At 39.2% G+C, this 19,599-nt stretch carries 20 protein-coding genes and 1 pseudogene; 6 read left to right on the top strand and 15 right to left on the bottom strand.

Annotated features, from left to right (window positions below; all coding sequences use genetic code 11):
• The first annotated feature begins 643 nt into the window (after positions 1 to 643).
• The 4 genes from F601_RS0100815 (at position 644) to F601_RS0100800 (ending at position 3,911) form a co-directional block, all read left to right on the top strand.
• Positions 644 to 1,633: a PTS sugar transporter subunit IIB gene (locus F601_RS0100815; protein WP_018163787.1), complete on the top strand. Its 990-nt coding sequence runs from the start codon at positions 644 to 646 to the stop codon at positions 1,631 to 1,633.
• Positions 1,634 to 1,733: 100 nt separating this feature from the next.
• Positions 1,734 to 2,546, top strand: a complete 813-nt coding sequence (locus tag F601_RS0100810) for a mannose/fructose/sorbose family PTS transporter subunit IIC (RefSeq protein WP_018163786.1) — start codon at positions 1,734 to 1,736, stop codon at positions 2,544 to 2,546.
• A 14-nt stretch (positions 2,547 to 2,560) separates the two neighbouring features.
• Entirely contained in the window at positions 2,561 to 3,472 is a 912-nt protein-coding gene (locus F601_RS0100805) for a PTS system mannose/fructose/sorbose family transporter subunit IID (protein ID WP_018163785.1), read from the top strand.
• A 73-nt stretch (positions 3,473 to 3,545) separates the two neighbouring features.
• Positions 3,546 to 3,911, top strand: a complete 366-nt coding sequence (locus F601_RS0100800) for a DUF956 family protein (protein ID WP_018163784.1) — start codon at positions 3,546 to 3,548, stop codon at positions 3,909 to 3,911.
• 83 nt (positions 3,912 to 3,994) lie between these two features.
• On the opposite strand, the gene F601_RS0100795 is transcribed toward F601_RS0100800, so the two are convergent.
• Entirely contained in the window at positions 3,995 to 5,044 is a 1,050-nt protein-coding gene (locus tag F601_RS0100795; RefSeq protein ID WP_026183044.1) for an acyltransferase, read from the bottom strand.
• Positions 5,045 to 5,394: 350 nt separating this feature from the next.
• Between F601_RS0100795 and serS the strand changes: the two genes are divergently transcribed.
• Positions 5,395 to 6,672: a serine--tRNA ligase gene (gene serS / locus F601_RS0100790; protein ID WP_018163782.1), complete on the top strand. Its 1,278-nt coding sequence runs from the start codon at positions 5,395 to 5,397 to the stop codon at positions 6,670 to 6,672.
• Between the two features lie 50 nt (positions 6,673 to 6,722).
• Here the strand turns inward: serS and F601_RS0100785 are convergent, their stop codons facing one another.
• The 13 genes from F601_RS0100785 to F601_RS0100725 form a co-directional block, all read right to left on the bottom strand.
• Positions 6,723 to 7,496 (bottom strand): acetyl-CoA carboxylase carboxyl transferase subunit alpha, encoded by a 774-nt coding sequence (locus F601_RS0100785; protein WP_018163781.1) that lies wholly within the window; start codon positions 7,494 to 7,496, stop codon positions 6,723 to 6,725.
• Positions 7,493 to 8,359: an acetyl-CoA carboxylase, carboxyltransferase subunit beta gene (gene accD, locus F601_RS0100780; protein ID WP_018163780.1), complete on the bottom strand. Its 867-nt coding sequence runs from the start codon at positions 8,357 to 8,359 to the stop codon at positions 7,493 to 7,495. Before accD ends, F601_RS0100785 begins: the two co-directional genes overlap by 4 nt.
• 11 nt (positions 8,360 to 8,370) lie before the next feature.
• Positions 8,371 to 9,738, bottom strand: a complete 1,368-nt coding sequence (locus F601_RS0100775; protein ID WP_018163779.1) for an acetyl-CoA carboxylase biotin carboxylase subunit — start codon at positions 9,736 to 9,738, stop codon at positions 8,371 to 8,373.
• Positions 9,739 to 9,772: 34 nt separating this feature from the next.
• Positions 9,773 to 10,195, bottom strand: coding sequence for a 3-hydroxyacyl-ACP dehydratase FabZ (gene fabZ, locus F601_RS0100770; RefSeq protein WP_018163778.1), 423 nt, complete (start codon positions 10,193 to 10,195; stop codon positions 9,773 to 9,775).
• The gene (accB, locus tag F601_RS0100765) at positions 10,192 to 10,659 is read right to left on the bottom strand and encodes an acetyl-CoA carboxylase biotin carboxyl carrier protein (RefSeq protein WP_018163777.1); all 468 of its coding nucleotides are present in this window, start codon (positions 10,657 to 10,659) and stop codon (positions 10,192 to 10,194) included. The genes fabZ and accB overlap by 4 nt, the downstream gene beginning before the upstream one ends.
• On the bottom strand, positions 10,659 to 11,894 hold the full coding sequence (fabF, locus tag F601_RS0100760) for a beta-ketoacyl-ACP synthase II (protein WP_018163776.1): 1,236 nt from the start codon (positions 11,892 to 11,894) through the stop codon (positions 10,659 to 10,661). Before fabF ends, accB begins: the two co-directional genes overlap by 1 nt.
• Positions 11,895 to 12,078: 184 nt before the next feature.
• Entirely contained in the window at positions 12,079 to 12,813 is a 735-nt protein-coding gene (fabG, locus tag F601_RS0100755; RefSeq protein WP_018163775.1) for a 3-oxoacyl-[acyl-carrier-protein] reductase, read from the bottom strand.
• Positions 12,814 to 12,823: 10 nt separating this feature from the next.
• Positions 12,824 to 13,744 (bottom strand): ACP S-malonyltransferase, encoded by a 921-nt coding sequence (gene fabD / locus F601_RS0100750; protein WP_018163774.1) that lies wholly within the window; start codon positions 13,742 to 13,744, stop codon positions 12,824 to 12,826.
• Positions 13,745 to 13,796: 52 nt separating this feature from the next.
• Positions 13,797 to 14,762 carry an enoyl-[acyl-carrier-protein] reductase FabK gene (fabK, locus tag F601_RS0100745; RefSeq protein ID WP_018163773.1) on the bottom strand — a complete coding sequence of 322 codons (966 nt, stop codon included), beginning with the start codon at positions 14,760 to 14,762 and terminating at the stop codon, positions 13,797 to 13,799.
• Between the two features lie 127 nt (positions 14,763 to 14,889).
• Positions 14,890 to 15,114, bottom strand: coding sequence for an acyl carrier protein (locus F601_RS0100740; RefSeq protein ID WP_018163772.1), 225 nt, complete (start codon positions 15,112 to 15,114; stop codon positions 14,890 to 14,892).
• Between the two features lie 61 nt (positions 15,115 to 15,175).
• Positions 15,176 to 16,150: a beta-ketoacyl-ACP synthase III gene (locus F601_RS0100735; protein ID WP_018163771.1), complete on the bottom strand. Its 975-nt coding sequence runs from the start codon at positions 16,148 to 16,150 to the stop codon at positions 15,176 to 15,178.
• Positions 16,150 to 16,584: a fatty acid biosynthesis transcriptional regulator FabT gene (fabT, locus tag F601_RS0100730; protein WP_018163770.1), complete on the bottom strand. Its 435-nt coding sequence runs from the start codon at positions 16,582 to 16,584 to the stop codon at positions 16,150 to 16,152. The genes F601_RS0100735 and fabT overlap by 1 nt, the downstream gene beginning before the upstream one ends.
• Positions 16,585 to 16,714: 130 nt before the next feature.
• A complete protein-coding gene (locus tag F601_RS0100725) occupies positions 16,715 to 17,506 on the bottom strand; it encodes an enoyl-CoA hydratase (protein ID WP_026183043.1) in 792 nt (263 codons plus the stop codon).
• A gap of 291 nt (positions 17,507 to 17,797) precedes the next feature.
• On the opposite strand from F601_RS0100725, the gene F601_RS0100720 reads away from it, so the two are divergent.
• Positions 17,798 to 19,159: an aspartate kinase gene (locus tag F601_RS0100720; protein WP_018163768.1), complete on the top strand. Its 1,362-nt coding sequence runs from the start codon at positions 17,798 to 17,800 to the stop codon at positions 19,157 to 19,159.
• 200 nt (positions 19,160 to 19,359) lie between these two features.
• Here the strand turns inward: F601_RS0100720 and F601_RS13215 are convergent.
• A pseudogene (locus F601_RS13215) lies at positions 19,360 to 19,599 on the bottom strand (hypothetical protein); the annotation flags it as partial.

Genomic DNA, 19,599 nt, shown 5'->3' with positions numbered 1-19,599 from the left:
GAGACTTTTCTTCCAGTAAAACATGATTAGGGATACTGTCCACGAAAAGACTGATGAGTCTAACTTCATGGTTCATGGGAATATCGTAAGCAAGATTTAGTTCCAAACTTAACTGATTTGTGTTATACTCTTTATACATAGTCATGGCTTTCTAATTGTTTTGTCGTTATTATAATTATAAACCATGACATAGGAAAACGAGCATCTCCAACTGCGGAAATGCCCGTTTTTTTGTGTTCTGAAGCTAGTTTTTGCCCAGCCTCTTTTTGTTTTTGGGTTGATATTGGCTAAATTATACTTAAATAAAATCAAAATCAAACAAGGACATGAGACGAAGACAGTACTTGAGTAGGACAAATCGAAGCTAACATCTACCATTTTGTTTTTTTAAAATATTATGACATGTTTTCTGTGAATTTGACACATTTTCAATCATTTTCCATCGCCAATTTATGCCAGAAAATGCAATTTTTTTCTTTTTTGTCATATTTTTGTAAAAAAGGGGCTTGCATTTTTACTGAAAACGTTTTACAATAATAACGTTCTTTAATTTCTTTAAAACGGAAAAGAATGGCCGAGCAATCGGAAGGAGATTATTCTTTTTTGTTTTAATGAAAAATATAAACAAGGAGGAAGAACAAGAATGGCTATCGGTATTATTATTGCCAGTCACGGTAAATTTGCTGAAGGTATCCATCAATCTGGTTCTATGATTTTCGGAGAGCAAGAGAAAGTTCAAGTTGTAACTTTCATGCCTAACGAAGGTCCAGACGATTTGTATGCACACTTCAACAATGCTATCGCACAATTTGATGCTGATGATGAAGTCCTTGTACTTGCTGACCTTTGGTCTGGTTCACCATTTAACCAAGCAAGTCGCGTAATGGGTGAAAATCCTGATCGTAAAATGGCTATCATCACAGGTCTTAACTTGCCAATGCTTATTCAAGCCTACACAGAGCGTCTAATGGATGCTAACGCTGGGGTTGATCAAGTCGTTGCCAACATCATCAAAGAGTCTAAGGACGGTGTTAAAGCACTTCCTGAAGAACTCAACCCTGCGGAAGAAGTTGCCGCTCCAGTTGCTGCTGCAGCTCCTCAAGGCGCTATTCCAGAAGGTACAGTTATCGGTGACGGTAAACTTAAAATCAACCTTGCTCGTATCGATACACGTCTTCTTCACGGTCAAGTTGCAACAGCTTGGACACCTGCTTCAAAAGCAGATCGTATTATTGTTGCATCAGATGCTGTTGCTCAAGACGAGTTGCGTAAAGGTTTGATTAAACAAGCTGCGCCAAACGGTGTAAATGCTAACGTTGTTCCAATCAAGAAATTGATTGATGCTGCGAAAGATCCACGTTTTGGTAACACTCATGCCCTAATCTTGTTCGAAACTGTACAAGATGCCCTCCGCGCTGTTGAAGGCGGAGTTGAAATCAAAGAATTGAACGTAGGTTCAATGGCTCACTCAACTGGTAAAACAATGGTTAACAATGTATTGTCTATGGACAAAGAAGACGTTGCAGCCTTTGAAAAACTTCGTGACCTTGGTGTTGCCTTTGATGTTCGTAAAGTTCCAAACGATTCTAAGAAAGACTTGTTTGACCTTATCAACAAAGCAAACGTTCAATAATTTGTTTACAAAGGAAACATAGATGTTTTCCTAGGTTCATGGTGTAGTACCCTATTTTTTAGAGGTACTCAATAAAACTAACTAGAAAAGGAATAAAACCATGTCAGATATTTCAATTATTTCTGCGGTATTGGTTGTAGTCGTTGCCTTCTTTGCTGGTCTTGAAGGTATCCTTGACCAATTCCAATTCCATCAACCAATCGTTGCATGTACTCTTATCGGTCTTGTAACTGGTAACTTGGCTGCCGGCGTAATGCTTGGTGGTGCCCTTCAAATGATCGCTCTTGGTTGGGCAAACATTGGTGCAGCCGTAGCGCCAGATGCTGCGCTTGCTTCTGTTGCTGCTGCTATCATCTTTATTAAAGGTGGCGACTTCTCAAACGTAGGTATCAACGTAGCGACTGCCGCTGCTATCCCACTTGCTGTTGCAGGTCTCTTCCTTACAATGATCGTTCGTACAGTATCTGTTGCCCTTGTCCACACAGCTGACAACGCTGCTAAAGAAGGTAACATCGCTGCTGTAGAACGCGCTCACCTCTTTGCTCTTGTTCTTCAAGGTCTTCGTATCGCTGTCCCAGCTGCAATGCTTTTGGCTATTCCAGCTTCAGCTGTTCAAGGCGTACTTGAAAAAATGCCAGACTGGTTGTCAGGTGGTATGGCCGTTGGTGGTGGTATGGTTGTAGCCGTAGGTTACGCTATGGTTATCAACATGATGGCTACTCGTGAAGTATGGCCATTCTTCGCTCTTGGTTTTGTATTCGCTGCCGTAACTGACTTTACTCTTATCGGTCTTGGTACAATTGGTGTTGCTATTGCATTTATCTACCTTAATCTTTCTAAACAAGGTGGAAATGGTGGAGGAACTGCTTCAGGTTCTGGCGACCCAATCGGCGACATCTTAGAAGACTACTAGAAAGGAGCCCACTCATGACTGAAAAAATTACACTTTCAAAAGCGGATCGCCAAAAAGTTTGGTGGCGTTCACAATTCTTGCAAGGTTCATGGAACTATGAACGTATGCAAAACTTAGGTTGGGCTTACGCACTCATTCCTGCAATTAAAAAACTTTACACTAAAAAAGAAGATCAAGCTGCTGCTCTTGAACGTCACTTGGAATTCTTCAATACTCACCCATACGTTGCTGCTCCAATCATCGGTGTAACTCTTGCCCTTGAAGAAGAAAAAGCAAATGGTACTGAAATTGAAGATGCTGCTATCCAAGGGGTTAAAATCGGTATGATGGGACCTCTTGCTGGTATCGGTGACCCAGTATTCTGGTTTACAGTTCGCCCTATCCTTGGTGCCCTTGGTGCTTCACTTGCATCAACTGGTAACATCGTTGGTCCACTTCTCTTCTTCTTTGGTTGGAACATCATCCGTATGGCCTTCTTGTGGTACACACAAGAATTTGGTTACCGTGCTGGTTCTGAAATCACAAAAGACATGTCAGGTGGTATCTTGAAAGACATTACTAAAGGAGCTTCAATCCTTGGTATGTTCATTCTTGCCGTTCTTGTTGAACGTTGGGTATCAATCAACTTCACAATCGACCTTCCTGGTAAACAATTGTCAGAAGGAGCTTACATTGTCTTCCCAGAAGGACAAGTAACTGGACCAGAATTGAAAGGTATCCTCGGTGATGCCCTTGGTGGTATGAGTTTGGATCAAATTCAAGCACAAACACTTCAAGGACAATTGAACTCATTGATTCCAGGATTGATGGGACTTCTCTTGACTTTCCTTTGCATGTGGTTGCTTAAGAAAAAAGTTTCACCAATTACAATCATTATCGCATTGTTCATCGTTGGTATCGCTGCTCGTTTCTTCGGTATCATGTAATGACTGAAAAAGAGTTTCCGTTTGGAAACTCTTTTGTTATAATTGATAAAAAACAATAAAGTGAGAAAATATAATGGCTCAATCTCTTAATAAATCAGTCGAATTCCAAACGACTGGCGTTTCTTATCTTGGTATTGGTGGTAAAGTTGGTAAATTTCTTATCGGTGAAACTGCGCTAGAATTCTACCCTGATGTTAATGTTGAACAATTTATTCAAATTCCTTGGACAGCTGTCAACACAATCGGTGCAAATGTTAGTCGCCAAAAAGTAAGCCGCCATTTTGAAGTCTTTACAGATCAAGGTAAATTTCTTTTTGCCTCAAAAGATTCTGGTAAAATTTTAAAAATTGCTCGCTCTTATCTTGGTGACGAGAAAGTTGTCAAACTTCCAACCCTTATTCAGATGATTATCGCTAAAATTAAATCTATTGGAAAATAAAAAAAGCAGTCTTTGTTGCAGATAAGTAACTCTTTACACTCTCAGGTGAGAAGAGCCGTGCAACAAGGACTGCTTTGCTATTTTTAAGAAAACCAAGTATCCAAAATCTTAAGTTTATCACTAACTTTAAGCCTAGCATATAATTCTAAGCGCAACCACTCTATCAGAGTCGAAATAAGGTAAATGACTAAGGCTAAAAGAATGATCGTTATAGGGAAAAGCCACTCTGGAGCCTTTAGTAGGATAATAAATTCATCTAAAAGAAAATGTTTTTCAATAAGGGGATGGAGATGAAGAAGATAGACGCCTAAACTAGCTGGGGCTAGAAACTTAATCAAAGAGAGATAAGGACTCTTATGAGAAAGAGGGTGTTTGGCAAAAATTAGAAATAATGCTATCGACCCAAGAACTAGACTTGGTGAAGGATACCAATACCAAATGCGACCAACCTGAGTCATCCCTAGAAAAGTAAGGATAGATGATAAAAGATAAACCAAGAAAAGGTGGAAAGTCTTTATCCTTGTAATATCTATGCGCTTCAAATATGCTCCAAAAATGTAAAGAAGAACCAACCAAGTCATGCCAAAACCTTTTGACAAGGAGTACTCCAAGACCTTATTATTAAAAAGAGCCGGCTGGAGGCAAAAAAAGACATAAGAAAGAAGAACAACCTGTCTTAATTCCTTATCTGAAATAACATTCAGGCCCTTATTCAGTAGAGGTTTCACAAGCAAAAGACCAAAGTAAGCCGTGATGTACCAATACTGGCTGGTAACAACAGGGAAGAAAGCCCCTACCCAATCTGATAACCCCAGAGGATAACCTGCTAGGGCAAAGCCACAAGTAACTAAAACAGTATAAAACACGACCTGTAACCACAACTGAGCGATTTTAGAGATTTTACTAGATGAGGATACTCCAACATAGCCACTCAGGAGAGCATAACAATTAACTGCTACATAGGAGGCAATCTGAATAATCCAAACAACAGCATAATACCAGTCATGCTTCTCTGAAACCGCCTCTCTCAGACCGCCCTTGCCCAGAATATGAGTAAGAACAATCATGAACATGGACACAATACGCAATAGTTCTAAACCATAATGGTAGGATTTTTCTTCATTTTTTCTCATAATGATATTATAACAAGAATTTGTCGCTGTAGATGTCATTTTTTAGAATGTCGTTTTACAATTCTATGTTTTTTTTGTATAATAGAAGCAACGGACAAGTAGTATTGAGCCCTTTTCAGAAAGTCTGCGGTAGCTGTGAGCAGATAAGAGGAGATATGAAATTCTACCGTGATTGATCGTTTGCTTAGACAAAAAATGTTCAATTTTTCTAATCGAATAATAAATAAGTGCACAGGATGTGAAGCTGGATGGAACCGCGCTAAGAAGCGCTCCAGCAAATAACATGCTGTGTTTTTTATAAGCTAAAACGACTCCAATCACTCACCTATCTTAACCATTTGGAGGATATTATGTTAGATATTAAACGCATTCGTAATGACTTTGATGCTGTTGCTGCAAAATTAGCTAATCGCGGTGTCTGCCAAGAAACTTTGGCTGAGTTGAAAGAACTTGATGCTGAGCGTCGTCAACTACTCATCAAATCAGAAGAAGCTAAAGCTGAGCGTAACATTGCATCTGCAGCTATTGCTCAAGCAAAACGTAACAAAGAAGACGCTAGTGAGCAAATCGCTGCTATGCAGACCCTGTCAGCAGATATCAAGGCAAGTGATGCTAAACTAGCTGAAATTGATGAAAAACTCAATACCATTGTAACTGTACTCCCAAATACTCCTCATGATTCTGTGCCAGTTGGTGCTGACGAAGATGAGAACGTTGAAGTTCGCCGTTGGGGAACTCCTCGCCAATTTGACTTTGAAGTGAAAGCACACTGGGATCTTGGAGAAGACCTTGATATCCTTGATTGGGAACGCGGTGCTAAAGTAACAGGTTCTCGTTTCCTTTTCTATAAAGGTTTGGGTGCTCGTTTGGAACGTGCCATCTACAACTTCATGCTTGATGAACACGCAGCAGAAGGCTATACCGAAATGATTACACCTTACATGGTTAATCATGATTCAATGTTTGGTACTGGTCAATATCCAAAATTCAAAGAAGATACCTTTGAATTAGCTGATTCTGACTTCGTCCTTATTCCTACAGCAGAAGTTCCATTGACAAACTACTACCGTAATGAAATCATTGATGGTAAAGACCTGCCAATCTATTTCACAGCTATGAGCCCATCATTCCGTTCTGAAGCAGGTTCTGCTGGTCGTGACACACGTGGTCTTATCCGTCTTCACCAATTCCACAAGGTTGAAATGGTTAAATTTGCTAAACCAGAACAATCTTATGAAGAATTAGAGAAAATGACTGCTAATGCAGAAAACATCCTACAAAAACTCGAACTTCCATACCGTGTTATTACCTTGTGTACTGGAGACATGGGCTTCTCAGCTGCTAAAACTTATGACCTAGAAGTTTGGATTCCAGCTCAAAACACTTACCGTGAAATCTCTTCATGTTCAAATACAGAAGATTTCCAAGCACGTCGCGCACAAATCCGCTACCGTGATGAAGCAGATGGTAAAGTCAAACTTCTTCACACCCTCAACGGATCAGGGCTTGCTGTTGGACGTACTGTTGCTGCCATTCTTGAAAACTACCAAAACGAAGATGGTTCTGTAACCATTCCAAAAGCACTACGTCCATACATGGGTGGTGTTGAAGTTATCAAACCAAACTAAAACTTTACGAAAAACAGGATTGAGCTTGGCTCAATCCCGTTTTTTTATCATTAATATTTTCTAAAGCGTTGGTATCGTGCTTCTAACAATTCTTCCAAAGGCAGTTGGTTGAGAACTTCGATTTCAGCTATCAATTCTTCTTTCAACATAGCTACTGTTTCGCTTGAAAAATAGCCATGTTCAGGAATAACCTTGTCAACTACGTCCATTTTGTAGAGTTCACCAGCTGTAATCTTCATCAATTCCGCTGCTTCTGTTGCGCGCGAGCCATCCTTCCAAAGAATAGAAGCAAAACCTTCTGGACTAAGAACAGCATACATGGTATGTTCCAGCATCCAAACCCTATCAGCTACAGCTAAAGCCAAAGCTCCACCTGAACCACCTTCACCGATAATAACAGCAATAATTGGAACTTTGAGGTCACTCATTTCCATAAGGTTACGAGCAATGGCCTCACCCTGTCCACGTTCCTCAGCACCAACACCTGGATAAGCACCAGCTGTATTGATAAAGGTAATGACTGGACGTCCAAATTTTTCTGCCTGTTTCATCAAACGAAGAGCCTTACGGTAACCTTCTGGATTGGGTTGGCCAAAATTGCGGTGCAGATTATCTTGAAGATTTTTACCTTTTTGAATTCCTATTACTGTCACAGGGCGTCCAGCTAAACGCGCCAGACCACCTACAATAGCACCATCATCAGCAAATTGACGGTCCCCGTGTAGCTCCATAAAATCATCAAAAATCACTTGAGCATAGTCCAAAGCAGTCAAACGACTTTGTTCTCTAGCTTCTTTTAAAATTCTCGAAACATTACTAGTCATTTGGCACCTCCGTGAAAGGCAACTAAATTGGCGATTACATCGGGCATGTCTGTTCTCTTAACGATAGCATCAACAAAACCATGTTCAAGCAAAAATTCAGCCTTCTGAAAATCATCAGGTAGATTCTCACGAACCGTTGTTTCGATAACACGACGACCTGCAAAACCGACTAAAGCCTGTGGCTCAGCTAAAATAATATCACCTTCCATGGCAAAGCTAGCTGTTACCCCGCCTGTTGTCGGGTCCGTCAAAATGGTTAGGTAGAAAAGACCTGCATTAGAGTGGCGTTTAACAGCAGCAGAGACTTTTGCCATCTGCATCAAACTCATAATCCCTTCTTGCATACGAGCACCGCCTGAGGCTGTAAAGATAACCACCGGAAGTTTTTCGTCAATAGCAAGTTCAAAGAGACGCGTCAGCTTTTCTCCAACAACCGTCCCCATAGAGGCCATAATAAAGTTAGAATCCATAATGGCTAGAGCAACTTTTTGACCTCTAATATTTGCTTTTCCTGTAAGGACAGCCTCGTCCAAGCCCGTTGCAGCACGCGCCTGAGATAATTTTTCACTGTACTTAGGAAAATTTAAAGGATCTTTTGTTTCAATACCAGTAAATAGTTCTTCAAAACTAGCTTCATCAACCGTTAAAGCAAGACGCTCTTGTGCAGAAATACGAAAATTATAAGAACAAGATGGGCATATTTTAGCAACACCTAAGTCCTTTTGATAAATCATATGCTTACATGCAGGACATTTAGCAAATAATTCGTCTGGAACTTCAGGAACATCTCGTTCAACCTCTCGTTTTAAAGAACGATTAGGATTTATACGAACATACTTATCTTTTTTTCCAAATAAAGCCATTGTTCTTCCTCCTAATCTTCTTTATTATAATTTGGTAAGAACGTTTCCATCAAAAATGAGGTATCATAGTCTCCGGCAATGACATGAGGATCGGCAATTAGGTCCAATTGGAATTCTGTATTGGTAACAACACCTTCAATTTCCAATTCATAGAGAGCTCTCTGCATCTTCATAAGTGCTTCAAAACGGTTCTCTCCATGTACAATAATCTTGGCAATCATACTATCATAGTAAGGTGGAATCGTGTATCCGTTGTAAACAGCAGAGTCAACACGCAAACCTACACCACCACTTGGCAAATGTAGATCTGTAATCTTACCTGGACTTGGAGCAAAATTGAAAGCAGGATTTTCCGCATTAATTCGGCATTCAATAGCATGACCCTTGATTTCAATCTCATCTTGAGTTACTGACAAAGCTTCACCTGCAGCAATACGGATTTGTTCCTTAACAATATCAATCCCCGTAACAAATTCCGTGACAGGATGCTCTACCTGGACACGTGTATTCATTTCCATGAAATAGAACTTGCTGGTCTTCTCATCTAAAAGAAATTCAATAGTGCCGGCATTTTCATATTTAACGGCCTTAGCTGCACGAACAGCTGCTGCACCAATTTTCTCACGCAGTGTTTTTCCAATGGCAATTGATGGACTTTCTTCAAGAACCTTTTGATTATTGCGTTGAAGTGAACAGTCACGCTCTCCTAAATGCACAACATTACCAAAAGAATCACCCAAGATTTGCACTTCAATATGACGAGCAGGATAAATAACCTTCTCAATATACATGGCACCATTGCCAAAAGCAGCTTGGGCTTCTTGTGAAGCTGATTCAAAGGCAGCGGTCAATTCTCTAGATGAATCCACCTTACGAATACCTTTTCCTCCACCTCCTGCAGAAGCTTTAAGCATGACAGGATAGCCTAATTTATCAGCTATTGCCAAAGCTTCTTCAGCTGTGTAAACCTCACCATCGGAACCTGGAATAACCGGTACATTGGCCTTAATCATCTCTGCGCGAGCATTAATTTTATCGCCCATTTTATCCATGACAGATGCACTTGGACCGATAAATTTAATCCGCATCTCTTCACACATAGTTGCGAACTTAGAATTTTCACTTAAAAATCCAAAGCCCGGGTGAATAGCTTGCGCTCCTGTTACGATAGCAGCTGATAAGACTGAATTCATATTCAAGTAAGAATCCACTGAACGAGCTGGGCCGATACAGATAGCCTCATCAGCTAGAGCAACGTGGAGGGATTCCTTATCAGCCTCCGAATAGACGGCAACTGTTGAGATACCCAACTCACGCGCCGCACGAATAATACGCACCGCTATTTCGCCACGATTGGCAATTAATAATTTTTTAAACATCTGGATGCATTTCTCCCTCTATTCGAGTTTTCAACTAGTTTCCAATAGCAAAAGTAAGCGTTCCAGAAGCCGCTAATTTCCCATCAACCTCTGCCTTAGCTTCCACAACTGCTATGCTTCCGCGACGCTTAACAAATTTAGCCGTCATAACCAATTGATCACCGGGTACAACTTGCTTCTTAAACTTAACCTTGTCCATACCGGCATAAAAAACTAATTTCCCTTTATTCTCAGGTTTTGACAACTCAAGAACACCGGCAGTCTGAGCCAAGGCTTCCATAATTAAAACTCCTGGCATGACAGGATATTCAGGAAAATGACCATTGAAGAAAGGTTCGTTGATGGTTACATTTTTAATAGCAGTGATTTCATCATCTGAAACTTCTAAGACACGGTCAACCAAAAGCATGGGATAACGGTGTGGAAGAGCTTCGCGAATGTCTTTAATATCAATCATTTAATGCGTACCAATCCTTGTCCAAATTCTACAATCTCTTCGTTATCAACTAGAATCTCAGTCACAATACCATCATGTGGTGCAGGAACTTCATTCATGACCTTCATTGCCTCAATAATCAACAATGTTTGTCCTTTTTTAACTGCATCACCAACTGAAACAAAAGCAGGTTTATCTGGAGAAGGTGCTAAATAAGCTACCCCAACAAGAGGGCTTGCGACCTCTTCTCCCTCAATCGCACTAGTAGCATTTGATACTTCTTCTGAAGTATTGACTGGAATAGTTTCTGAAACAGGAGCCTGAGCAGCAGCGCTAATAGCAGGGACTTGCACAGGTGCTGAAGGCACCGCTGCCTGTTCATTTTTTGAAAAACTTAATTCACCCTCTGGTGTTTTGAATGAAAATTCACGTAGACTTGAAGCATCAAACTGTGCCATCAAGTCTTTAACATCAGCAATGTTCACTATTTATCCTCCCAACGTTTGAACGTTAAGACCGCATTGTGGCCACCAAATCCAAACGTATTTGAAATCGCATATTTAATATCTGCTTCTTGACCTTGACCAAAAATAACATTTGCTTCAATATAATCTGATACTTCTTGAGTACCTGCAGTCATTGGAATGTAGCTATGACGTATAGCTTCAATGGTAGCAATCGCTTCAACCGCACCCGCAGCCCCTAGTAAGTGGCCAGTAAATGATTTAGTTGAAGATACCGCAACATCTTTACCTAATTCAGCAACAATGGCTTGACTTTCACCTTTTTCATTAGCTGGTGTAGAAGTCCCGTGAGCATTAACATAGTTAACATCTGAAGGCGCAATGCCTGCTTCTTGAAGAGCCAATTTAATAGCTTTGCGGGCTCCAAGACCTTCTGGATGTGGAGAAGTCATATGGTATGCATCACAAGTGTTACCGTAACCAACAACTTCAGCAAGAATTGTAGCACCACGTTTTTGGGCATGTTCCAAGCTTTCAAGAATCAACATTCCTGCACCTTCACCCATAACAAAACCATTACGGTCTTTATCAAATGGAATTGAAGCACGAGCAGGGTCTTCTGTCGTTGACAAGGCAGTCAAACTTTGGAATCCTGCAATAGCAAATTTTGTGATTGCAGCTTCAGATCCCCCAACCAACATAACATCTTGCAAACCGAATTTAATCGTACGGAAAGCATCACCAATAGCATCATTTGAAGAGGCACAGGCTGTATTGATTGACTTACATACACCATGAGCGCCAAATTTCATAGCAACATTACCAGCAGCCATGTTAGGTAATGCTTTTGGCAATGTCATTGGTTTAACGCGCTTTGGTCCTTTTTCATGCAAACGAATCACTTGATCTTCGATTTCTTGAATACCGCCAATACCTGAAGCTACAATAACTCCGAAGCGATCTGTATCAATGGCCTCAACATTCAATTTAGCATGTTCTACAGCTTCTGTTGCCGCATAGAGGGCATAAAGTGAATACATATCATAGCGATTAGTATCTTTCTTGATAAAATATTTATCAAATGGAAAATCTTGAATTTCAGCTGCGTTTTTAACTGCATAGTCACTGGTATCAAATTTTGTAATAGGTCCAATACCAATTTTACCATTTTGTAAGTTTTTCCAAAACTCTTCTGGTGTATTTCCGATTGGTGAAGTGATACCATAACCTGTAACGACAACTCGATTATTAGACATTTAATGTTCTCCTTTATGGGAATAATACTCTGATAGACTTTAATTTATCAGTAGCTTTCATGAAGTTGAGCTTTTAGATAAGACCTTAATTTTATAATTTGTCTTAGAAGTCCTAATTTCTGCAAGACATCAAATAAAATGACAGAACGTTTAGGAATCTCCAAAATTTACTACTTCAACTTCTTTACTGCATGGTCATACCGCCATCAATGGCAATTACCTGACCAGTAATGTATTCTTGTTGAGCCAAGAAGCTTGCAACCTGTGCAACTTCTTCTGCTTTACCAATACGCTTCATTGGAATTTGACCAACCATAGCATCGCGCATTTTTTCTGGAATGGCATCGGTCATATCTGATTCGATAAAACCTGGTGCAATAGCATTCACTCGAATACCACGAGCAGCAACTTCACGTGCAACTGACTTAGTTAATCCAATTAGACCAGCCTTAGAGGCCGCATAATTAGCCTGACCAATATTTCCCGTCAAACCGACAACACTAGATAGATTAATGATAGCACCTTGTCTTGCTTTTGTCATCGGTTTTAAGACTGATTGTGTCATATTAAATGCGCCAGTCAGATTGATTTTTAAGACACGCTCAAAATCTTCTTCAGTCATCTTTAGCATGAGTTTATCATTTGTGATTCCAGCGTTATTAATCAGAATATCGACACTGCCAAGCTTAGCAATAGCTTCATCAACCATACGCTTTGCATCAGCATTATCAGATACGTCTCCTGAAATGGCAATTACTTTAACATCATAGTTGGCAAATTCATCTAGGAGCTCTTGAGAAATAGCAGAGCGTCCATTGAGAACGACATTGGCACCAAGACTGGCAAATTGATGTGCAATAGCCAAGCCAATCCCCCTAGTTGATCCCGTAACAAAAACATTTTTTCCTGTAATTTCCAAGATTATCCTCCTAATTCTCCAACAATTGAGTCAAGCTATCCGTATCTTCCACTGTAAAGGTAGGAATCGTTTTGTCAATCTTCTTCATAAAGCCACTAAGAACCTTACCTGGACCTATTTCAATAACTTGAGTCATCCCCAACTCTTTCATAGTTTCAATCGAATCATAGAAACGAACTGGTTCCATAACCTGTCTAGCTAAAAGCCCTCGAATAGCTGATTTTTCCATCACTTTAGCTTCCGTATTGCCAACCAAAGGGAGAGCAAATTCGTGGAAGTTAACCTTTTCAAGTTCAGCAGCCAATTTTTCACTGGCTGGTTTGAGAAGAGCTGTGTGGAAAGGACCTGATACTTTTAAAGGAATCAGACGCTTACAGCCTGCCTCTTTTAAAAGTTCCACAGCCTCATTGACAGCAGCAACCTCACCACCAATAACAATTTGACCTGGAGTATTGTAATTAGCTGGTGTCACAACGCCTTTAGCAGATGCTTTTTGGCAAGCTTCTTCAATAAGGCTAGCCTCAGTATTCATAACCGCAACCATCTTACCAGTTCCTGCAGGAGCTGCTGTTTCCATGAATTCACCACGCTTAGCTACCAATGCAACAGCATCTTCAAAAGAAAGAGCACCTGCAGCAACCAAGGCCGAATATTCACCTAAAGAAAGACCAGCTACCATGTCTGCTTTGAAACCTTTTTCCACCAAAAGACGATAAATAGCTACTGAAGTCGTTAAAATTGCCGGCTGCGTGTAGCGTGTTTGATTTAGTTTTTCCTCATCATTATCAATCAAGTCACGAATATCATATCCTAGAATAGAACTCGCAGTATCAAAAGTTTCCCTTACAATAGGGTAAGCCTCATATAAATCACTCGCCATACCAAGTTTCTGAGCTCCTTGGCCAGCAAAGAGAAATGCTGTTTTTGTCATCTAAATATAATCCTCCAACTGATGATAATTACATCTACATTGATGTTACTTGTTAAATGTCAACATCTGCCCAACGTGCTGCTTCTTCACGAATCACTTTAGCAGCACCATAATACAAATCTTTCAAAATTTCTTCACAGGTCTCTTCCTGACGAACAAGGCCTGCAATTTGACCTGCCATGACTGAGCCATTTTGAACATCCCCATCCACAACAGCATTGCGAAGAGCTCCTGCACCAAGTTCCTCAATTTCATCTGCTGATTTTTTGCCAGCCAAAAATTCTTTTTCAGCGTTAGCATAGGCAGATGATAACTTGTTTTTCAAAGCACGAACTGGATGTCCTACTACTGATGCAGAAACAACTGTATCAATATCCTTAGCCTTCAAAATCTTATCTTTGAAATTTTGATGGGCATTTGATTCCTTAGCAACCACAAAGCGTGTTCCTACTTGGATAGCTTCTGCACCTAGCATGAAGACTGCAGCAGCACCATGACCATCAGCAACACCACCAGCTCCAATAACTGGAATTGAAACAGCTTCAACAACTTGGCGGACAAGCGTCATAGTTGTCAATTTACCAATATGACCACCAGCTTCCATACCTTCAGCAATAACAGCATCCGCACCCAATTTTTCCATACGTTTAGCCAAAGCTACACTTGGAACTACAGGGATAACTGTAATACCTGCTTCATGGAAACGCTCCATGTATTTTCCTGGATTTCCTGCACCTGTGGTAACAACCTTAACACCTTCTTCAATAACAAGGTCAACAATATCATCTGCAAATGGAGATAATAGCATGATATTAACACCAAAAGGTTTATCAGTAATTGATTTAACCTTATCAATATTTGCTTTAACTACCTCTTTAGGTGCATTTCCACCACCAATAATCCCAAGACCACCTGCATTCGAAACAGCACCAGCAAGGTCACCATCAGCAACCCAAGCCATACCACCTTGGAAAATCGGATATTTAATGTTCAATAATTCTGTAATACGTGTTTTCATTTTGATAAAACTTTCTAAGCCCAAGTTCCGATAATAATTTGACAATCAAACTATTATATTAAGAAGATAGAGTGGTTCAAAATTGTTCATAACAATCCATCCCCACTCCTAATCTTTTAGAGCCTAATTATTTTGTTTTTTCTTCAACGTAAGTAACCAAGTCACCTACAGTGTTAAGGCCATCTTCAGTTTCAATTTGAATATCGAAAGCATCTTCAATTTCTGAAATTACTTGGAAAACATCAAGTGAGTCTGCATCAAGATCATCAAAAGTTGTTTCCAATTGTACTTCTTCTGCCTCTTTACCAAGTTCTTCAACAATAATTTCTTGTACTTTTTCAAATACTGCCATGATTCATTTCTCCTTTAGATATAAATATTATTTTATAAAAGTGCTATCGCACAGTGTATAACTAGATTTTAACAATAAGACTGCCCCAAGTCAAACCTCCACCGAAACCTGATAGAAGAATTGTCTGAGATCCGTCCAATTTTATCATTCCATTATCAAGAGATTCTGATAAAAGAATAGGGATACTTGCGGCACTTGTGTTACCATAGTGCATCATATTCGCAGGGAATTTCTCACGTGAAACCCCAATTTTCTTCGCCATCTTATCCAAGATGCGGATATTTGCCTGATGTAAAAATAGATAATCTAACTCTTCAGCATCTATTCCTAAATCAGCAATCAATTTTTTGATACTCTTAGAAACATCTCTAATAGCGAAATCAAAAATAGCTCTGCCATCCATCTTAACAAAAGGATCGCTTTCAGTCATTTCTGAGAATGGTGATGACAAGCCAATCTTACCAGAAGTCAAGCCTTCACCACGACTACCATCTGAATTAAGCGACTCAGCAAGAAAATGCTTTTTATCACTTGCTTCTAAAAGAACACCACCTGCACCATCTCCAAAAAGAACCGCAGTCGAACGGTCAGACCAATCAACCGTCTTAGAGAATGTTTCAGCACCAATAATTAGACCTTTTCGATATAAGCCAGATGCAATTAGTTTATCAGCTGTTGCTAAAGCAAAAATAAATCCGCTGCATGCTGCTGTTAAATCAAAAACAAAAGCATTATGTGCACCAATCTTTGCTTGAACAAGTGCTGCTGTTGATGGCATCATTGAATCAGGTGTAACCGTAGCAACAATGATGAAATCAATCTCACTAGCATCAAGTTTAGCTTTTTCCAAAAGCTTTAAGGCAACATGACCTGCTAGGTCACTTGTTGACTCTGTCTTACTAATGTGACGCTGCTTTATCCCTGTACGGGATACAATCCAATCATCACTAGTGTCCATTATCTTAGCCAAGTCATCATTAGATACTACCTGATTTGGTGCATAATGAGCAACTTGACTTATTTTAGAAAATACCATCAGACCAACTCCTCGAGAAACTTATGAAGATTGCTTAAACCGCGCTTAAGTACCTCAACGTCCTCTTCTGGCATGCCTTCAACAATATGATTGACCATAGATTTGTGAAATTTACTGTGCAGACGATTAAGTAATCTTCCTTTTTTAGTTAAGGTCAGATGAACAACTCGTCTATCATGTTTTGATCTCGTTCGTTCAATGTACCCTTTTGCCTCAAGTTTATTAAGACTTGTAGTTACTGTACCAAGGGTTAACATTAATTCGCGAGCAATATCTGACGGTGTCACATTTGTCCCACGGCCAATAATTTCAATCGTATGCATCTCCTTAATTGAGACATCATTGAACTGGCTCGATTTCAAACTCATTTCTTCAATAACAACTACACGATTGAAAATATCAACAAGATACTCATTGATTTTGTTGTAATCCATGGTTTCACCTCCTACAAATAAACTTTGATAATCAAATTGTATCAAACATCAAATCTTTTTGCAAGAATTTTAAGTGAATTCCATCAATTATGACTAGAATCAAATATGACGCTTATGACTTTAAAAATGATTATTTCCCTGTAAAATTAGGTCGACGACGTTCCCCATAGGCACGAACGCCTTCTTTAAAATCTTCTTTAAAGGCAAGCTCTTCTTGCAGTTTAAGTTCAACATCGGTATAGTCATCCCAATCTTCAAAAGAAGAAGCCCAGACCATTTCTTTTATAGCTCGATATGTGTTAATTGATCCTCGAGCTAAACGTTTCACCAATTGTAAAGTCGTTTTTTCCAACTTGTCAGGTTCACAAACCCGATAAACAATCCCGTAAGATAAAGCTTTATCTGCAGAAAGACTTTCTCCTGTCATAGCTAATTGAGTTGCTCTAGTAGCACCAATTGCACGCGTTAGTAATAACATTCCACCTGCATCTGGGGCTAATCCAACACCAACAAAAGCTTGAATGAATTTTGCCTTAGTGCTAGCAATAACAAAATCTGCTGCCACTGCCATATTAGCTGCGGCACCTGCTACGGCACCATCAACACTCATAATGACAGGTTTAGGTAATTTCTTTATAGCAAAAGAAATCTTATTAACAAGCTCTGCTATTTTAACAAGTGATTGAACGTCATCTGCCTCAACAGCTCTTTGCATTTCAGCTAAATCACCACCTACTGAAAATACCGGTCCATTTGCTTTAATGATAAGCATCTTAACACTAACATCTTCTGCAACATTTGAAATAGCCTCGAGAATTTCTTCACACATTGGGATATTAAATCCATTAGAAACTTCAGGTCTATTAAAAGTCAAAGTTGCGACATCATTTTCTTTGCTAAAAAGGATCCCTTTAAACATCATAAGCCTCCTTGAAATTAATTTGAAAATATAATAATTTGATAGTCAAATAATTTCTAGACTATATTAACATAGTTTACTGTCATAATGCAAGAAAAAAATTAAATAATTTGAAAATCAAATCATTTTTAGCCCTATTTTCACCATTATAAAGCTATTCCTAGGGATTCAGAACTAAATTTCAGCTATAAATTATGGCAATTATGGAAATTCAATGATAAAAATGGAAAAAATACTGACAAATTGTCTGAATTTTGCTATAATTTTATGTAAAATCTATCCTAGGGAGTCTATATGAAAGTCATTAAATTTGGCGGTAGTTCACTCGCTTCCGCGCAGCAATTAATAAAAGTTAAAGATATCGTCAAATCAGATCCTACACGTCGCTTCGTTGTAGTTTCTGCACCAGGAAAACGTGATAATGATGATATAAAAGTTACTGATGCCCTGATAAAATATTACAAAGCTTATACTTCAGATCAAGATGTTTCAGAAATCCAAGATTGGATTATACGCCGTTATCAATCAATTATTGATGAGCTAAATCTTGGTTCAAAAATCCTTTCGAAAATTTCTGATTCAATCAAAAAATTGGCGACAGAACCAATTGAAGATAACGATTTTTTGTATGACACATTCTTAGCAGCTGGTGAGGACAACAATGCCAAACTAATTGCTGAATACTTCACTAAAAGTGGTGTTCCGGCACGCTACATCCATCCTAAAAAAGCAGGAATGTTTGTAACAAGTGAGCCTGGAAATGCTCGTATCATCCCATCAAGCTACGATAAATTAGAAGCCTTACGAGAATACGAAGAAGTACTTGTTATTCCAGGTTTCTTTGGTGTTACTGTTGACAATCAAATTTGTACTTTCTCACGCGGCGGTTCAGATATCACTGGATCCATTGTTGCTGCTGGGGTTAAGGCTGATTTATATGAAAACTTTACAGATGTCGATGGTATTTTCGCAGCACATCCTGGAGTAGTCCATAAACCACACTCAATTTCAGAGCTAACTTATAAAGAAATGCGTGAATTGGCATATGCTGGTTTCTCAGTACTTCACGATGAAGCACTAATCCCAGCTTACCGTGGAAGAATTCCTTTAGTCATCAAAAACACTAACAACCCTGAACACCCAGGAACAAAAATCGTTTTATCACATGAAGGTCCACAATTACCAGTTGTGGGTATCGCCGGAGATGATAAATTTGTAAGTATTAACATTTCAAAATACCTTATGAATAGAGAAGTCGGTTTCGGTCGAAAGGTCCTACAAATTCTCGAAGATCTTCATATTCGTTGGGAACACATGCCGACAGGTATTGATGATATGTCAATTGTTATCCGTGAACGCGAGTTAACACCAATCAAAGAACAAGAAATCATCTCCCAACTTACACGCAAATTAGAAGTTGATGAAGTATCCATCCAGCGTGGCCTATCAATCATTATGCTTGTTGGTGAAAATATGAAGAGTCATATCGGGGTTACAGCAGCAGCTACAAAAGCCTTATCAGAACGAGATATCAACCTTGTAATGATTTCTCAAGGATCAAGTGAAGTATCTGTTATGTTCGTTATTGAAACCGAACAAGAAAAGAAAGCTGTTCGAGCCCTCTACAAAGAATTTTTCACTGAATCATCAGATTGACAAAAAAAGCAGAATAAAAAACTTTAGAATAAAGTAAAAGGCATAGAATGACGTTATCAAAAAAACGTTCATTCTATGCCTTTTTAGAGTACCCATTTTTTAAAAGAAAGATTTAAGTTTTATCCAGTTACATATTTTTGAAAACATCTAAAATCTTAGACTTATAATTCATAAACACAATGGAAAAGGTAATACAAAAACTATCCCTCCCTAAAATCAATAAACCATGGCGCCATCTTTCTTAAGAGAGCCTTCCTACCTTCAAAACGTTCTCCAGCCAATAAGCGATCTAAGCTCCTCTTCTCCTTATCTCCTAAACCTTCCCTAACGCGATCCAAAACATCGTAATAAGCCACATAGTCATCCAAAACCATCTCCTGACTGCTTACTAAATGGCCCACTTCACTGATTTCATCATATGCCATCTTATGATACTGACG

Source organism: Streptococcus henryi DSM 19005 (assembly GCF_000376985.1).
Classification (GTDB): Bacteria; Bacillota; Bacilli; order Lactobacillales; family Streptococcaceae; genus Streptococcus; species Streptococcus henryi.
Note: the sequence above shows the minus strand (reverse complement) of the source record. Positions and strands in the feature narration are given on the sequence as shown.

Coding starts and splice junctions, on each gene's coding strand:
- accD (WP_018163780.1), bottom strand. CDS start 8,359: ATGGCTTTATTTGGAAAAAAAGATAAGTATGTTCGTATAAATCCTAAT.
- F601_RS0100800 (WP_018163784.1), top strand. CDS start 3,546: ATGGCTCAATCTCTTAATAAATCAGTCGAATTCCAAACGACTGGCGTT.
- fabD (WP_018163774.1), bottom strand. CDS start 13,744: ATGACAAAAACAGCATTTCTCTTTGCTGGCCAAGGAGCTCAGAAACTT.
- F601_RS0100805 (WP_018163785.1), top strand. CDS start 2,561: ATGACTGAAAAAATTACACTTTCAAAAGCGGATCGCCAAAAAGTTTGG.
- F601_RS0100785 (WP_018163781.1), bottom strand. CDS start 7,496: ATGACTAGTAATGTTTCGAGAATTTTAAAAGAAGCTAGAGAACAAAGT.
- serS (WP_018163782.1), top strand. CDS start 5,395: ATGTTAGATATTAAACGCATTCGTAATGACTTTGATGCTGTTGCTGCA.
- F601_RS0100775 (WP_018163779.1), bottom strand. CDS start 9,738: ATGTTTAAAAAATTATTAATTGCCAATCGTGGCGAAATAGCGGTGCGT.
- F601_RS0100740 (WP_018163772.1), bottom strand. CDS start 15,114: ATGGCAGTATTTGAAAAAGTACAAGAAATTATTGTTGAAGAACTTGGT.
- F601_RS0100795 (WP_026183044.1), bottom strand. CDS start 5,044: ATGAGAAAAAATGAAGAAAAATCCTACCATTATGGTTTAGAACTATTG.
- F601_RS0100725 (WP_026183043.1), bottom strand. CDS start 17,506: ATGATGTTTAAAGGGATCCTTTTTAGCAAAGAAAATGATGTCGCAACT.
- F601_RS0100815 (WP_018163787.1), top strand. CDS start 644: ATGGCTATCGGTATTATTATTGCCAGTCACGGTAAATTTGCTGAAGGT.
- fabT (WP_018163770.1), bottom strand. CDS start 16,584: ATGGATTACAACAAAATCAATGAGTATCTTGTTGATATTTTCAATCGT.
- fabK (WP_018163773.1), bottom strand. CDS start 14,762: ATGAAAACACGTATTACAGAATTATTGAACATTAAATATCCGATTTTC.
- F601_RS0100810 (WP_018163786.1), top strand. CDS start 1,734: ATGTCAGATATTTCAATTATTTCTGCGGTATTGGTTGTAGTCGTTGCC.
- fabF (WP_018163776.1), bottom strand. CDS start 11,894: ATGTCTAATAATCGAGTTGTCGTTACAGGTTATGGTATCACTTCACCA.
- F601_RS0100735 (WP_018163771.1), bottom strand. CDS start 16,150: ATGGTATTTTCTAAAATAAGTCAAGTTGCTCATTATGCACCAAATCAG.
- F601_RS0100720 (WP_018163768.1), top strand. CDS start 17,798: ATGAAAGTCATTAAATTTGGCGGTAGTTCACTCGCTTCCGCGCAGCAA.
- fabZ (WP_018163778.1), bottom strand. CDS start 10,195: ATGATTGATATTAAAGACATTCGCGAAGCTCTTCCACACCGTTATCCC.